The following is a 15143-nucleotide window of genomic DNA, read 5'->3' as shown; positions in this document are numbered from 1 at the left end:
CGAATCCTGTTGGTCAGCATCGCAGCGCTCGCCTTCGGCGTCTGGTACAGAACCCGCCGTTCACCGTCCCGCGATGAGTGAGGTGGTCGCCGTCGCGAGCGCGCCGATCGCCCCGCGAGTTCGGTCTACCCATGTCGCCTGAGGACGACGAATCGCCGCTCCGTGACGGGGACAGCGAGACGGGGTTGCTCCCCGATTCCGACGCGATCGAACTGCTCGCCTCCCGGCGGCGGCGAACCCTATTGGAGTTGCTGGTCGACGCCGGCGGGCCCGTCACGCTGGAGTCGCTCGCGACGGCCATCGCACAGACCGAGCGAGCGACCGGCCTCGGCGCGACGCCGAGCCACCGGATCGCCGTCTCGCTTCACCACGCGCACCTCCCGAAGCTCGACGCCGCCGGCGTCGTCGATTACGACCGCGAGACGAACAGCGTCCGGTACCGCGGCGACGAGCGGATCGAGACGTGGCTCGCCGCCGTCGACGAGTCCTGATCCGGCTTCTCACTGGATTCGTCGGTACAGCTGCGCCATCATCCCGAACCCCGTCGCGCTCCGTTCCAGGGAGTGATACCGCGTCAGCGTCGGCGCGAACTTCGATTTGTACCGCGAGAGGCGCGGGTTGTTCGCGCCGACGAGGTCGTAGCTCCGGACGCCGCGGTCGGCGGCGTCCCGGATGATCTCCCAGTGGAGCAAGTCGTTGATGTCGTACTCGATGTCCTGCTTGACGGTCCCCTGCCAGCCGTAGGCGCGTTCGCCGTCGTCGAGGACGAGACTCCCGCCCGCGAACTCGCCGTCGATGGTACAGACGTACGGTCTGAGATATCCCTCCGGGAGCGCGTCGTAGAGGTCCCCGACCAGTTCCGGGGTCACCGGGAAGCCGATGTTCTGCTCGTCGTGGCGCTGTTTGACCTGCTCGATGATCCGTCGAGCGGCGTCTCGGCCGGACAGCGAGACGGAACAGGCCTCCTCGGCTTCGCGCACGTTCGAGCGCGCGTCGCGGCTGAACCGGTCGAACAGCGCCTCCGGTCCGGTGTCGAGGTCGACGACGTACGTGAAACGCGGCGTCTCCTCGAACAGCTCCCAGTCGAACGGGCGGGTGTCCGGCGTCGTGATGGCCGTCCGAACGTGGACGTACCGGGGCGCGTGCGCCTCGTCGAGCCAGTCGATACAGGCGGAGATGAACCGCTGTCGCCGGCGCTCGACCGTGTTGGCTTTCATCCCCGGCTGGGTCAACAGGACCGGCCCCAGATAGCTCACCTTCAGGTTCGGCGGCGGGGAGAACGCCGTCGTTATCGGCCCCTTCTCCAGGGTGAACAGCGGGAACAGGCCGATCTCCTCCTGTCCCTTGTAGCCGACCAGCGGGTGAAACTCCGCCCCCGAGTGCGCGGCGAACACTTCGAGCGCCTCGAACCGGTGAAACGGCGTCCGTTCGTCGGTCCGATCGAGCGCGTCGTTCCATACCGCTCCGTCGTTCGTCGATAGTTTCGAGATCTCCGGACTCATCGGTCCCTCCCGCGGTGTGTCGGCCCTTGCCATTGGCAGTTACACGCCCACATCTGTCGGCCAGAAAGTGGCCGCCCCGGGGGGTAAGTTATACCCAGCCTACGGTACGGCCTCCGTCGGTAGTCTGCCGCCCCCGAACCGACGGCCAGCGGTGGTATGCGCGGTATAACAAAGCGACGTTCGGGGAAAGCCCGTAACCGAACAATGTCTGTGGTCAGCGTCCCGGCCGACGCCTCGCGCTCGGCCGACCAGTGGGGGACCGACGTGTGAGTGTCACGGAAACTGCCCGTCGCCTCGTGGAATCGACTCTCGACGTCGTCCCGGTGGACCTCGTCGTCCTCGTCGCGTACGTCGCGTTCGCGACGGCGGCGGTCGCCGGCGGCGTCGGCGGCGAGGTCGGCCTGTTCGTCGTCGGGTCGATACTCGTCTTCTTCGCCCCGGGCTACGCCGTCGTCGCGGCGCTCTTTCCCGGCCGGGCGCGAAACAGGGACGCGGGCGAGCAGTCGCGGACGCTCTCGCTGTCCTCGGCCCACGACGGTCTGCTCCCCCAGGAGCGACTGGCGCTCGCCTTCGGCGTCAGCGTCACGCTGATCCCGCTCTTCGCGGTCACTCTCGGCGCGGCGGGCGTCCTCTTGACGACCGAGTCCGTCCTGGCGGCGGTGTGGGCCATCGTCGGCGTCGGCGTCGTCGTCGGCGGTGCGCGGCGGCTCCTCCTACCGTCCCGGGAGCGCTTCGACCCGCTGACCGTCGCGCGACAGCCACGGAACGAGGGCGTCTTTGCCGGGGACGCGGTGACGAACGTGCTGACGGTCTGTCTCTGTCTCGCGGTCGTGGCCGCCCTCGGGTCGGCCACCGTCGCCCTCGCCGGGCCGCAGCAGTCGATGTCCTATACCAGCGCGTCGCTGCTGACGAAGTCCGGCGACGGCGGACTGGGCGGCTACCCGACCAACGTCACGCAGGGCCAACCGCAGCAGCTCGTCGTGGAGGTCACGAACCACCACGAGGAGGCGGCCAACTACACGATCGTCGCGAAGATTCAGCGCGTGGACGGCGGGACCGTACTGGCGAGCAACGACCTGCTGACCCAGAACCAACGCGTAGGCGTCAACGAGACGTGGACCTACGACCACACCGTCAGCCCGTCGATGGCCGGTCAGGACCTCCGCCTGGTCTACTACGTCGTCCGCGGGCCGATGCCCGACGACGTGAACGAGAACACGGCCGAACGGGTCCTCTACCTGCGGCTCGACGTGACGCCGACCGATCAGTCACAGACGGCCCAGTCGGCGAACGCGACGCAGTCAGCGAACGCGACTTAGGCCCCGACGCCGTCCCAGTAACGCCGCCGTTCGAGCGCAGTTCCGTCTTTTCCGCATCGCCTTCCCGTCGATGCTATTCTGAGCCGACGACACGCTCACCCGTCCAGCAATCAGGACAGCCTGTCACGGCAGTCGTGTCGGCACAGCGACGCCGTCACCGCCGTCGCCTCCCCACGAGAGCGGCGTGTCGCTCCGTGTCGACTCGGCGGCTACGCGGCGTCGGTGAATGGAGCCGCGGCGAGCCGACGGTTCGCCGTACAGCCGAACTGGTCCGTCGATCAGTCGGCGCTGGCCCGTCGTCTGGTCGACCCGCTCTCGTCGTTCGGTCCAGCGTGGTCTGCCGTGCGACGGGGTACTGGAACCCACCGGCCGGCGTCCGGAGCCCGCCGGCTCTCGGTCGCCCAGCGCGTCGTGAGACTATGTCGATGCGGCTCGGTGCGTCGGCCGTACGCGCGTCCTCGGCGGCGTCGAGCGCGGGCCGAGCGCCGACCCCCGGCCGTCTATCGCGATCGGTCGCTGAGCAATCGCGCTTCGACTGTGCGTCGCTGACTGCGTACCGAATGGCAGCGAAAGTCTGCCCTGCGGAAAAAAGCGTCTCGTCCGTGTCAGAGCTGTCGGCTGAGGACGACGATGCCGCCGGCCAGCGCGCCGACGCTCCCGACGGCGACGAGGCCGAGCAGGAGCGGGGACGTCCCGCCGTCGGACCCGCCGTCACCGCCCGCCGGCGTCTCGCTCCGGCGCTGCGTCGCGTCGCCGTCGACGGTGACGCTGGCGTTCTGGCCGTTCACGCCGACCGTGTATTGGCCGGGCTGCTCGATGCGCTGTTCGAACGTGACCGTCTCGGAGGCCCCCGCGGCGACGGTGAGGCGCTCCGTCCCGACGACGTCGCCGAAGGCGACGAACGACGCGGTGACGGTGCCCGACTCGGTCCCATCGTTGGTGAACGTCGCGGTCACGCGCACGGGTTCGCCGGGGTTCACGGCGTCGCGCTCGACGGTGACGGTCGGCCGGCCGATGTCCGCCTCGGAGGGCGCGACGTCGACCATCCGGCTCTGGCCGGCGATTGTGAGCCGCTGACGGCCCGACGCGGCCGGTATCACCGACATCGTGAGCCGCCTCGTCTCGCCCGGGCCGAGCGTCACTCGCTCGGACCCGACGACGCGACCGCCCAGTACCGCGGTTATCGTCTTCGTCCCCTCGAGCTGCCCCGCGTTCGTGAGCGTCGCCGTGACGTTCACCGGCTGGTCGGCGACGGCGTCCCCCTCGACCGTCAGATTCCCGCCGACCATGTTCGGTCGCGCGAGGCCGACCGCGAGCGGCGTCTCGGGGCCGGCTGTGGCGTTCACCACGACCGTCGAACCGTTGCTGACGACGGTCGTCTCGGCCGCTTGCCAGTCAGAGCCGGTCCACGTCGCCACCGCGAGCGACTCGACGGAGCCGCCGCGGTTGCGGATCGCCTCGCGGTCGAGCGCTATCTGGTAGGTGACCGACGAGGGTGCCGACCCGTCCTGGACCGTCGGGTCGAGCGCCAACAGGGTCTCGTCGCTCCCGGTCGGCGGTCCCTCGCTCCCGTTCCACGCGTCGGTCACGGTGAGGGCCGTCCCCGCTCTGGCGTCGGCGAGCGCGATCCGCTGGACCGCTGCCGGACCGGAGCCCAGCATTCCGTCGTCCAGTGCCACGCCGACGGCACCGGTCCCGGGGTCACTGACCTCGACGCGGACGCCCTCGTCGGTCCGCGTCGCAGTCGCGGGGGGCCCATCGTTGGACGGCGGCGGGGCGGCACCGCCACCGCCCGTGCTGCCACCGCTACTGCTGTCGTCGTCACCGCCGCTATCGCCGCCGTTCCCGCCGCCGCTCGACGACTCACGCTCGACGGTGACTGTCGTACTCGCCGTCGCCGACCGATTCGTTCCGTCGACCACGGTGACGCTGACGGTCCGATCACCGGGCGCGTCGAAGGCCGTCGCCAGCGTCGGCTGGCTCGTCTCGGTCTCGACGGTGCCGTCGGCGTTCACGTCCCAGCGGTAAGTCGCACCGCCGCGCGGGACCGTCGAGTTCGAGGCGTCGAACGTGACGGATTGGCCGACCGTCGCCGTCGCCGGTCCGGCGAGCGCCGCCGTGGGATCGTCGCTCTCGTTCGCCTCCACGACGAGTGACGCGTTGGCCGTATCGCTCTGGCTGCCGTCGGTCACGGTGAGCGTCACGTCGTACGTGCCGGCGCTCCCGTACGCGTGGGTCGGCGCTGGCCCGGTGGCCGTCGCGCCGTCGCCGAACGCCCACCGGTAGGTCGCCGACTGCCCGGCCGTCGAGTTCCGGCCGTCGAACTGCACCGCGTCGCCGACGCGAGCGGACGCGGGCGCTTCGATCACGGCCTCGACCTGCTGGTTCGACCCGACCGTCACCGTCGCGTTGGCCTCGCTCTGCCTGCCGTTCGCGTCCTCGACCACGACGGCGACCGTCTTCTCGCCGGTCGTCTCGAACGCCCGTTCGAAGGTCGGCTGGGCGGTCTGTGCCTCGAAACTCCCGTCGTCGCCGACGTCCCAACGGTAGCTGACGATGTCGCCCGCCGGCGTCGAGCCTCCGGCGTCGAAGGTCACGCTTGCGCCGACGGCCGGGTTCGCGGGCGTCGCCGTCAGGTCAGCGGTCGGACAGCCGCCCGCGACCACGGAGACCGATTGGGACTTATCGAGTTCGACGAGTCCGCTCGGACTCCGTGCTCGCCAAGATAGCGGGTCGTCGGCCCAGTCGGAGTCCGGCGAGTCGCTGTTCTCGCCGAAGCCAGCCGAGATCTCGATACCGTCGCTCCCGGAGAGGTGAGCGATTCCGCGCAGCGCGCCCCCGTCGTTGCGGCTCGGCTGCCACTGCCAGTCGACGTCGCTGGTCGTCTCGGTGTGCTCGAAGCTGTCGTCCTGTCCGTCGTAGTTGTCGTCCTCGACGGCCCAGCCCGCCTGCGTCGGGATGCCGGTGATGTCCATCGAGAGCGCCCCGCCGCCGGTGTCGTCGTTCCGGCTGTCGTGGAGGAAGACCAGACTATCGCCGCCCTCGCCGCGGTAGACGTAGAGCTGACTTACCCCCGAGACCTGCAGGTCGTCGGTCCCGTGAGAGCTGTAATCAGTGCCGGTCCCGCCCCGGTAGTCGTAGTACGTCGAGACGTTCTGAGAGGCGTCGCCGACCATCGCCAGCGGGATGCACTGGCTCCCCTGGACGACCGCGTATTCGTCGGGCCGCTCTTCGACGTTCTCGACGTTCCCGGCGGCCGTCCCGACCGGCGTAAACGGCGCGATACTGGCCCCGACGACCAGCAGTACCCACGCGATACTCGTGATTGCAAGTGTGTCCCGTTCCATTGTGGTCCTACGGGCCGGTGGCCCGCCTCGGTATGCCCGGGTTTCAGAAGATTCCCGCTTTGTTATGGAGCGCCGTCGTCGCGACCCGCTCCGGTAACGACCGCTTACGCCGAATCGGTGTTGACTCGAATCTGCCCGTCGTCTATCGGTTGAACGGCCGCCGCCCGCACCGACTCCACGATTCGCATGGTCCATGTCCCCTCCTCGACGGGGACCGGCATCGGTTCGCCGCGGATGATGGCTCGCGCGTCGGCGTCGATCTGGTAGTAGTGCGAATCGAGGTCGCGCTCCGCCGTCCAGTCGTCGTCGAGGGCCCGCCGCGCGACGGCGACCACGTTCTCGACGGTCCCCTGCACGCGCCCGAGGACGTGGTCGATGTTCGTCTGCGCTCGGGCCTTCGGCGAGGCCTCGTAGTCCTTGTCGAGGACGGTGACGGACTGTGAGACGATGTCGATGTCCAGGCTCCCGCGCTCGCCGTGGACCCGGACCGCCTTGTGCGGGACGTCGCTCGCGAGTATCGTCCCGCTACAGAGGACGCCCGACTCGCTCGTGTACTGGAAGCCGGCGCTGTCGTAGTCGAACCCCTGCTCGTACTCGCGGGTCCGCTCCGTCTGGGACTGGATCGAGGCCGCGTCGACCGGGTAGCCGCCGAGTTTCAGCACCAGGTATATCGGATGCGGGAGCCCCTCCTCGAACTCGCCGCCCGGGAGGTCGAACGCCCACGCGCCCCGGCGGACGTCGTCGGGGTAGGTCTCGCCGGAGTAGAGCAGGTCGACCGAGCGCACGTCGCCGATGGCCCCCGCGTCGATGAGCTTCGACGCTTTGCGAACCGCCGGGTCGAAGTTGTGGTTGTGGACGACCGAGACCGGCACGTCGTGTTCCCGGGCGAGTTTCTCCAGCTCCTCGGCCTCGGCGACGGAGGTCGTGACGGGCTTCTCGATCTGGACCGCGATCCCGTCCTCGATAGCCATCCGCGCCAGGTCGAGGTGGGTCTGGACGGGCGTACAGAGGTGGATCCAGTCGAGGTCCTCACGGGCCAGCATCCCTTCGAAGTCGGCGTAGGCGCTGATGTCGTACTCCGTGGCCTTCGTCCGCGCTCTGGACTCGTCCACGTCGCAGATGGCGACGAGGTTCGTCGCTGGACACTTCTTCAATCCTGACAGATGGAAGTCCGAGACAGTTCCACCGCCGACGACCGCGCTTTCGAGCGTCATCGTCACAGTACCTCGGTCCTGCGGGTATTGTTATAGGCGCTGTGTGGGCCGGTAATCGGTGATTACCGCCGATAGTGACCGGCATAAGGCCGCCGTACGCGGGGGAGCGCCGCCGAAACAGTCACCGCACGGCCGTCCGTCTCCGCAAGCCGACCATAACAATGCGGGTCTCGCCGGCAGTACTGATGAGAATGGGTTTCGAGCATCAACGCCGCGTCGGGGGCCGGTGAGATGTACCGGGAGACAACTGTTGCCGTCGTCGTTCCGGCGTACAACGAGGAGGGTCTGGTCGGGACGGTGATCGAGACGGTCCCCGACTACGTCGATCGCGTCTACGTCGTCGAGGACGGCTCGACCGACGAGACGTGGCGGGAGATACGGGAGACCGCCGAGCGGGTCAACGAGCGCGATAGCCGGACCAACGGGTTCCGGCGACGCGTCGTCCCCATCCGTCACGAGGAGAACCGCGGCGTCGGCGGCGCGATAAAGACCGGCTACCTCGCCGCCCGCGAGGACGGGATCGGCGTCACGGCGGTGATGGGCGGCGACGCGCAGATGCAGCCCGAACTGCTCGAAGGCGTCATCCGCCCCATCGTCGAGGGCGAGGCCGACTACGTGAAGGGGAACCGCCTCCTCGACGGGCACTACGGGACGATGCCGCGCTTCCGGTACGTCGGCAACCGCATCCTGACCTGGCTCACCCGCATCGCCAGCGGCTACTGGTCCATCGGCGACCCGCAGAACGGCTACACCGCCATCTCCCTGCACGCGCTGGAGACGGCCGGCATCGAGGACATGTACGAGTTCTACGGCTACTGCAACGACCTCCTCGTCCGGCTGAACGTCGCGGGCCTGCGCGTCCTCGACGTGCCGCGACCGGCGAACTACGGCGAGGAGGAGAGCCACATCAGCTACCGCTCGTACATCCCGCGCGTGTCGGGGATGCTGTTCCGGAACTTCCTCTGGCGGCTCCGGGCGAAACACCTCTCCGACGGCGTCCATCCGGTCGCCGTGCTGTACGGGACCGCGGGCGCGACGGGCGTGGCCGGTCTCGTCCGCGCGGCCCGCGGCGACGGCGGTCCGCTCTCGACGCTCTCCCGAGCGGTCGGGGCGCTGGCGCTCTCGGCCGTATTCCTCCTCGGTGCGATGCTGCTCGATTACTCACACGAGAGCTATCTCGACGGGCGGGCGACAGTCGAGGCGGAAGCGAGCGGTTACGACGGCGACGACGATGACGACGACGACGCTGCGGCCGTCTCCGCCCCGATCGGGCAGGACTAGCTCGATTACGACGGGCCGGACGAGCAGAGCGGCCTTACTCCCTGTACGAGCACTATAACAATTCCTCGACCGCCGTCAGCGTGGGTATGGGCAGGGACTGGACCCGGCGAGAGCTCGTCGAGCGACTGGGAGCGGCCGGGCTGCTCGGCTCGCTCGCCGGGTGCCCGAGCGACGATCCGGGGCCGGGACCCGACGAGCAGACGCCGACGCCGAGGACCCCCGGCCCGACGCCGGAGAGCGAGACGCCGCTCGACGTCGAGCGACAGACCGAAGAGTGGCCGCCCGACGCAGAGCGGTACGGGACCGTCGTCGACGTCGCCGAGGCGGGCGGGGACACCGGCGGCTCCGAGTCCGTGCTGCCGATTCTCGAATCGATCGACCCCGACGACACGCTCGTCAGGTTTCCGCCGGGCGAGTACCGCCTCGACGGGAGCTGGCGCGTCGAGGAGTTCGAGCGCCTCGCTATCGTCGGCCCGGAGGCGACGATCACGACCGACCCCGGAATCACCGGCCCGCTGTTCGGACTGGGCGGCGACGGCGACGCCCGCGACCTCGCGATCTCCGGGCTGACGTTCGATTTCCGGCGGGCGGACACCGGACCGCGGCCGATATACGCCGCCGTCGAAGACGGGCTGGCGGTCAGCGACGTGACCGTCCGCGGCGAGATGGACCTAGACCAGGACGGAATGCGCTTCGGCGTGACCCGCGAGGAGGGTACGGGCGTCGTTCGCCGCCTCCGGATGCCCGACGGCGGCGACCCCCGCTTTACGAACACCGGCTGTTACGTCGGCGAGGACCATCGCGGTCACGTCGCGTTCGCGGACTGCCGCATCGACGGCTTCCCCGACAACGGCCTATACGCCTCGCCCGCCGTCGGCCGCGTCGACGTCGTCGGGGGCGTCTACCGGAACAGCGGCGTCTCGAACGTCCGCGTCAGCGGCCCGGCGACGGTGCGCGGCGTCACGGTCCGCTGTGACGAGGCCCGGCGGAGCGTCCCGAACATGCGCGGTATCCGCCTCCGCGAGGGGTCGGGCGTCCTCGTCGAGAACTGTCGAGTCGTCATGGAGAAAGTGACGGCGAGCGACGGCGGCATCACCTGCGCGAAGTGGCTCGACGAGGCGACGATCCGGGACACGCACGTCACCGTCGCGGCCGACGACGTCCCGGCGGTCTGGGCGAAGGAGCCGGACGCGGTCGGGGCGGACGTTCGCCGTCACCCGATCCAGCTCCGGGGACTCACGGTCGACGGCTCGGCCGCTCGCGGCGCGGCAGTCAAAGTCTCGTACCGCGACGGGACGCTCATCGAGGACCTCTGTCTCTGCCAGTCCGGTCTCGACCGCGACGGCGTCCACGTCCTCGCCTCCGCCGACGGGGTGCTCCGCCGAGCGAACATCACCGTCACCGGACGACCGCTCGTGACGCGGCGAGCGCCGCTCGCTCGGCGGGACGTCCGCCTCCATTCACTCGGTCGGATCGGTGCGCTCGGCGGTCCGTCGTGCGGCTGCCGCTGAGGGCGTGGAACCGGCCTATTGGTCCTCGGAGAGATAGCCGAGGTGTGCGAGTCGATCGGCCACGTCGTGGTCGTCCCGCGTGCTCGCGTCGCGGTCCTCGTACTCGGGATACGTCTCGACCGGCGGCGGTTCGACGACCGACAGCGCCGCGCCGTCCATCAGGTCGGACTGCGGAACCCCGAGCGTCCCCAGTACGGTGGGCGCGATATCGAAGAGGTGCGCGTCGGCGAGCGACGCCGTCTCGTCCACGTCCGCGCCCGTCGCGGCGACGATCCCGTCGCGCTTGTGGTTCCACGACTCCCGCGGCGTCCCGAAGCGCTCGCCCAGCAGCGAGCCGTTGAGGAAGTTCTCGAACTCTCGGGGGACGACCACCACGTCCGGTGCGTCTTCGACGTAGGGTCCCTCGAAGACGTCCTCTCGCGGGAGGACCGTCTCAAAGACCGGCTCGCCGTCCGGATCGTTGAGGTCGCGCAGTCTGTCGAGCAGCTCGGTCCGCGTCGCCTCGTACTCGTCCGGGTCGACGACGCCCTCGGGTTCGCGGCCCGCGAGATTGATCCGGACGCCGAGTTCGATCCGGTCCCGCATGTACGCCCTGGAGTTCCGGAAGTCGACCTGCTCGGTCCCCGCGCGGACGGCGTCCGTGGGCGCGATCCGGGCGACGACCTCGGCGAGTCCGAGCGGTTCGAGCACCGCTTCGATCCGCTGGCTGGTCACGCCGACCCGGGCGAGCGACGAGACGCCGCGTTCCAGCAGTCCGGGGTCGGGCGTCCCGCCGCTCTCGCCGCGCTGGAGGCGGCGGCGCGCGATGGCGTCCCACGATGGCATCCCCTCCCCGCCGGCCGTCGCTGAGACCAGGTCCCAGTCGCGTAAGCACTCGTTAACGCGGATTTCGTGCCCCCTATACTCGCCGATGCCGTGGTCGCTCACCACGATAACGTTGTCCGGGTCGGCGGCCGAGAGCGCCGTCGCCACGGCGTCGTCGACGGCCCCGAAGACGCGTTCGATCGCCTCGGTGTCCGTCGGGCGGCGGTGGAAGACGGTGTCGGTCTGCTGGAACTCCAGGAAGCCGAAGTCGGGATCGAACCGATCGACGAGATAGGCGAAGGCGTCGCCGCGGGTCTCCGAGTGAGCCGCCACGTCGTCGAGGTCGGCCTCGCCGGGCGTATCCATCGGCCCGTAGACCGAGTAAGCTCCGATTTCCTCGCGCACGTCGTCGAAGATCCCATCTGGGTGACCCGGCGGGTCCTCCGGGGAGACGTACCCGGGGAGTATCGCGCCGTCGATGGGAGCGGCCGGGGCGGTCACGGGGACGTTGACGACGACGCTCGAACGGCCCTGTCGGTCGAGCAATTCCCATAGCGCGTGGGCACGCACGTCCGTCGCGTCCACCACGTCGTAGTCGTAGCCGTCGAACGTCAGAAAGCCGTAGACCCCGTGTTTCCCGGGATTGACGCCGGTGTACAGCGACGGCCACGCGCTCGGCGTCCACGGCGGCAGCTGCGAGGTGAGCGGTCCCGTCGCGCTCTCCTCGAAGAGCGATTCGAGCGCGGGCGCGACGCCGGCCTCGAACACCGAGTCCAGGACCGGCCGGCAGGTGCCGTCCAGTCCGAGTAAGAGCGTCCGCATCGTGGGCGTCTCTCTCGCCGTTCGGCTTTGTTATCGAAGCCTTACCGACCGTTCAATCGAACTATCTGATGCTTACTCTGTCAGAGCGAACAGAAAATGATTCCTTCATGGGTGATAATACGTGTGTGGCGGTATCTACTGAATTAAGCGCCGCTTTCGGGGAACCAAGAGCGCGTGGTAAACAGACCGTACTCGTCCGACGGGTATTTGCTATGGAGTAGGTGAACCTTACGCGGTAGCTGGCCAGAACGCCTTTTCCCGTAAGTCAAGCCTGCCCGACCATGGCAGAACGCCACGACGACGCGCAAGCGGAGAAAGGTCAACATACCACCCGACGGACGTTCGTGAAGACGGTCGGCGTCGCCGCGACGGCGGCGCTCGGCAGTTCGACGTTCGGCGGTGCCACCGCGGCCGAGACGACCGTCGACCTCGGCGAAGAGGGGCTCTCGAACGGCGACAACATCGACTCCTATCTCGAGGAGCACTTCACAGACGGGAACCGGGTACTGATCCCGGCCGGCGAGTACGAGTATACGGGTGCCGGCCTCGGCGGCGACAAGGGGAACTGCGCGCTCGTCGGGTCGCCCGACGGCGTCACGTTCAACCGGCCCGACGACCCGGAGACGACGGTTCGACCGGGCATCCGCGCGACGAGCGGGACCGTCCGCGTCGAGAACATCACGGTCAAGGGCAAGCGCGGGCAGGAGCAGTCCCGCTGGCGCGTCGGCGCCGCCGAGGGCGCGACGATGGAGGTCGTCAACGTCAACATGCCCGACGGGACCGTCGACGGGTCCGACTCGACCGGGCTCTACGCCGGGACGGACCACGCGGGCACGCTCCGGATACAGTCCTGCTATCTCGAGGGGTTCGGCAACGTCGCGCTGTACGTCTCCGACCCCTACACGGGCGGGAACGGGAAAGTCGTCGTCGAGGACTGCGTTCTCCGGAACACGAACGCGGCCGGCGTGCGCTTCGCACCCGGCGACAGCGTCATTCGCGGCTGCTACTTCGAGGCGACCGAGACCGCGCCGGCAGAGGAGGGCGGCGGCGTCGCTCAGCGCGGTATCAAGTTCGACGACGCCGGGCAGGACGTCGTCGTCGAGGACTGCGACTTCGTCTGGGGCGACCCGGGCGGCCCCTGTTTCGACTTCCACGAACGCGGGCAGGGCGGGTCCGGCGTCGTCCGGAACTGCCGCATCCGGAACGACTCCGACAGCGCGCCCATCGACACCGAGTGGGACGTCCAGGGCAACTGGTCCGGCGAGAACATCAGCCTGACCGGTAGCGGTGACACGGAACTGCCGGAGGGATTCGAGGCCGTCACCGGCAGCGAGGCGACCGCGCCGAACACCGACTACGCGATCTGGACGCCGGTCGGGGACAGCTCCGCGGGCACGACCGAGAGCGGTTCGACTGACGTGACGAGCGCGGACAGCTCCAACGCGTCGACCGAGACGAACACCACCGAGGAATCGACCGAGAGTACAGAAACGGAATCCGAGAACACGGAAACTGAAACCGAGACCACGGAAACCGAGGAAACCGAAACCGAGACCACGGAAACGGAGACCGCCACCGAAAGCGCGTCGAACGAGACGGCTGCGGAGACCGACGAACCGGAAGCGGACGACGACTCGTCGGACGATAGCTCCTCGACGGAACCGTCGACTCCGACACCGGAGTCCTCGAACGCGTCGGCCCTGTCCGCGTCCGATAGCTCCGCGAACGAGTCGTCGGTCGGCGACGTCGTTACCGAGGACAGCTCCTCGTCGGGCGAGTCCGAAGACGGTTCGACGACGATCACGGGGCAGCTGGTCGACTCGTCGGCGGACGACTCCGCGTCTGCGAGTTCGGCGCCCGAAAGGGACTCCGACGAGTCCTCCGAAAGCCCGTCGGGCGACGCCGAAAGCGAGTCCGAGGCGAGTCAACCGCTCCCCAAGCGCATCGAGATCGACGGGACCGGTGACGCCGAGGAGGGCGCGATGTACGGCTTCGCCGTCTCCGGTGATCTCGTCGTCGACGAGGAACGAACCGTCGTGAAGGGCGGGACGACGCTGGAGGCGAAGAAGCGCGCGACGGACGGGAGCTCCTCGTCCGGCCGGGTCTGCAACGGCGTCGCCGCCTACTACTACAGCGGCGAGGTTCGCTCCATCGACGTCCACGGGAAAGCCGACGTCAACCGCTTCCAGGACTGAATATGTTCTCGGATGGCAACTGGGACGAGGTCCCCGACGACCCGGACCCGCACGAGAACCTCGGCTACGAGTTGGAGGAACTGACGGTCATCCAGTCGGAGACGGACGACCGGTACGTCTTTCTCCCCGCGGAGGAGGACCAACTGCTGGAGGAGGCGTTCATCGTCGCCGACGAGGACGCCCTCGTCGAACTGGAGGGGTGACGAAAGACCTCCATAACTAACGGTCGGTCCGTGGTGTGACCACACACCCGATCTCAGGGGGCCGACGATGACGTACGACGACTACATCCGCGGTGACGAGGTCACACTCGGTGTCGCGCCGACGGGGTATCGCTACTCGACCGACGCGAACGATTCGCTGCCCGTGACCGCCGAGGACGTGGCCGATCAAATCTACGAGGCCGTCGCCCTCGGGGCGTCTATCGCCCATCTCCACGGGCGCGACAGCGACGGTGACCCCGCGCCGGCCCGGTTGCCGGCGTTCGGCACCGCCGTCCACGACCGCTGCGGGGACGACGTGATTGTGGAGTACGCCGTCGGGCCGGACTGCCCGCCCGGGGATTTCCTCGCCGCCATCGACGACGGCCCGCTGCCGGATCTCGCGTCGGTTCGCGTCGGCCCGGCACAGCACGGTCACCGCGGGACGTCGGCGACGAGCCGCCGCGACGTCGACCAGTTCGTCGGCGAACTGCAAGACCGAGGGGTCGTTCCGAACCTGCTGGTCACGAGCGGTCGGGACCTCCACGAGGTCGACCGCCTGCGCGAGCAGGGGGCGTTCGACGGGCCGCCGGTCGTGACGCTGCTGTTCGGCGCTCCCGACGGAACGGTCGGAACGCCACAGAACCTGCTGGCGTTGCTCGACGCCGTGCCGGAGCGGGCCCACTGCCTCGTGCGGGCGACCGGTCCCAACCAGTACCCGCTGACGGCGATGGCGTTCTTCCTCGGTGCTCACCCGATGGTCGGCATGGAGGACAACCTCTTCTTCGACCCCGAGACGCCGGTGTCGCGCAACGCGCAGCTGGTCCGACAGGTCGCGGAACTCGCGCGCAACTCCCTCCGTGACCTCACCGACGCCGACGGCGCGCGTCGCCTCGTCGGTCTCCCGGGGAAAGAGGTAGCGAACGACGATATCGAAGCCTGAACCCT

11 protein-coding genes are annotated in these 15143 nt (G+C 68.9%); 7 read left to right on the top strand and 4 right to left on the bottom strand.

The window, feature by feature from the left end; genetic code table 11:
- The first annotated feature begins 131 nt into the window (after window positions 1-131).
- Window positions 132-491, top strand: coding sequence for a DUF7344 domain-containing protein (locus tag GO488_RS02645; protein WP_162316249.1), 360 nt, complete (start codon window positions 132-134; stop codon window positions 489-491).
- 9 nt (window positions 492-500) lie between these two features.
- Here GO488_RS02645 and GO488_RS02640 read toward each other — a convergent pair whose 3' ends face one another.
- The gene (locus tag GO488_RS02640; protein ID WP_241692881.1) at window positions 501-1535 is read right to left on the bottom strand and encodes a GNAT family N-acetyltransferase; all 1035 of its coding nucleotides are present in this window, start codon (window positions 1533-1535) and stop codon (window positions 501-503) included.
- Window positions 1536-1768: 233 nt separating this feature from the next.
- Between GO488_RS02640 and GO488_RS02635 the strand changes: the two genes are divergently transcribed.
- Complete coding sequence (locus tag GO488_RS02635) at window positions 1769-2821, top strand: DUF1616 domain-containing protein (RefSeq protein ID WP_162316248.1); 1053 nt, start codon at window positions 1769-1771, stop codon at window positions 2819-2821.
- Window positions 2822-3426: 605 nt separating this feature from the next.
- Here GO488_RS02635 and GO488_RS20050 read toward each other — a convergent pair.
- The gene (locus tag GO488_RS20050) at window positions 3427-6168 is read right to left on the bottom strand and encodes a PKD domain-containing protein (protein WP_162316247.1); all 2742 of its coding nucleotides are present in this window, start codon (window positions 6166-6168) and stop codon (window positions 3427-3429) included.
- 104 nt (window positions 6169-6272) lie between these two features.
- Window positions 6273-7382, bottom strand: coding sequence for a Gfo/Idh/MocA family protein (locus GO488_RS02625; protein WP_162316246.1), 1110 nt, complete (start codon window positions 7380-7382; stop codon window positions 6273-6275).
- Window positions 7383-7613: 231 nt separating this feature from the next.
- On the opposite strand from GO488_RS02625, the gene GO488_RS02620 reads away from it, so the two are divergent.
- Window positions 7614-8663: a glycosyltransferase family 2 protein gene (locus GO488_RS02620; RefSeq protein ID WP_162316245.1), complete on the top strand. Its 1050-nt coding sequence runs from the start codon at window positions 7614-7616 to the stop codon at window positions 8661-8663.
- Window positions 8664-8749: 86 nt separating this feature from the next.
- Complete coding sequence (locus GO488_RS02615; protein ID WP_162316244.1) at window positions 8750-10174, top strand: hypothetical protein; 1425 nt, start codon at window positions 8750-8752, stop codon at window positions 10172-10174.
- Window positions 10175-10189: 15 nt separating this feature from the next.
- Here GO488_RS02615 and GO488_RS02610 read toward each other — a convergent pair whose 3' ends face one another.
- On the bottom strand, window positions 10190-11800 hold the full coding sequence (locus GO488_RS02610; RefSeq protein ID WP_162316243.1) for an alkaline phosphatase family protein: 1611 nt from the start codon (window positions 11798-11800) through the stop codon (window positions 10190-10192).
- A gap of 281 nt (window positions 11801-12081) precedes the next feature.
- On the opposite strand from GO488_RS02610, the gene GO488_RS02605 reads away from it, so the two are divergent.
- The 3 genes from GO488_RS02605 (at window position 12082) to GO488_RS02595 (ending at window position 15138) form a co-directional block, all read left to right on the top strand.
- Window positions 12082-13995, top strand: coding sequence for a hypothetical protein (locus GO488_RS02605; protein WP_162316242.1), 1914 nt, complete (start codon window positions 12082-12084; stop codon window positions 13993-13995).
- Window positions 13996-13997: 2 nt separating this feature from the next.
- Window positions 13998-14198 (top strand): hypothetical protein, encoded by a 201-nt coding sequence (locus GO488_RS02600; RefSeq protein ID WP_162316241.1) that lies wholly within the window; start codon window positions 13998-14000, stop codon window positions 14196-14198.
- Between the two features lie 67 nt (window positions 14199-14265).
- Window positions 14266-15138 (top strand): beta-keto acid cleavage family enzyme, encoded by an 873-nt coding sequence (locus tag GO488_RS02595; RefSeq protein ID WP_162316240.1) that lies wholly within the window; start codon window positions 14266-14268, stop codon window positions 15136-15138.
- Window positions 15139-15143 lie beyond the last annotated feature (5 nt).

It is taken from the genome of Haloarcula limicola (assembly GCF_010119205.1).
Lineage (GTDB): Archaea > Halobacteriota > Halobacteria > Halobacteriales > Haloarculaceae > Haloarcula > Haloarcula limicola.
This window is presented reverse-complemented; position numbering and strand designations above follow the sequence as displayed.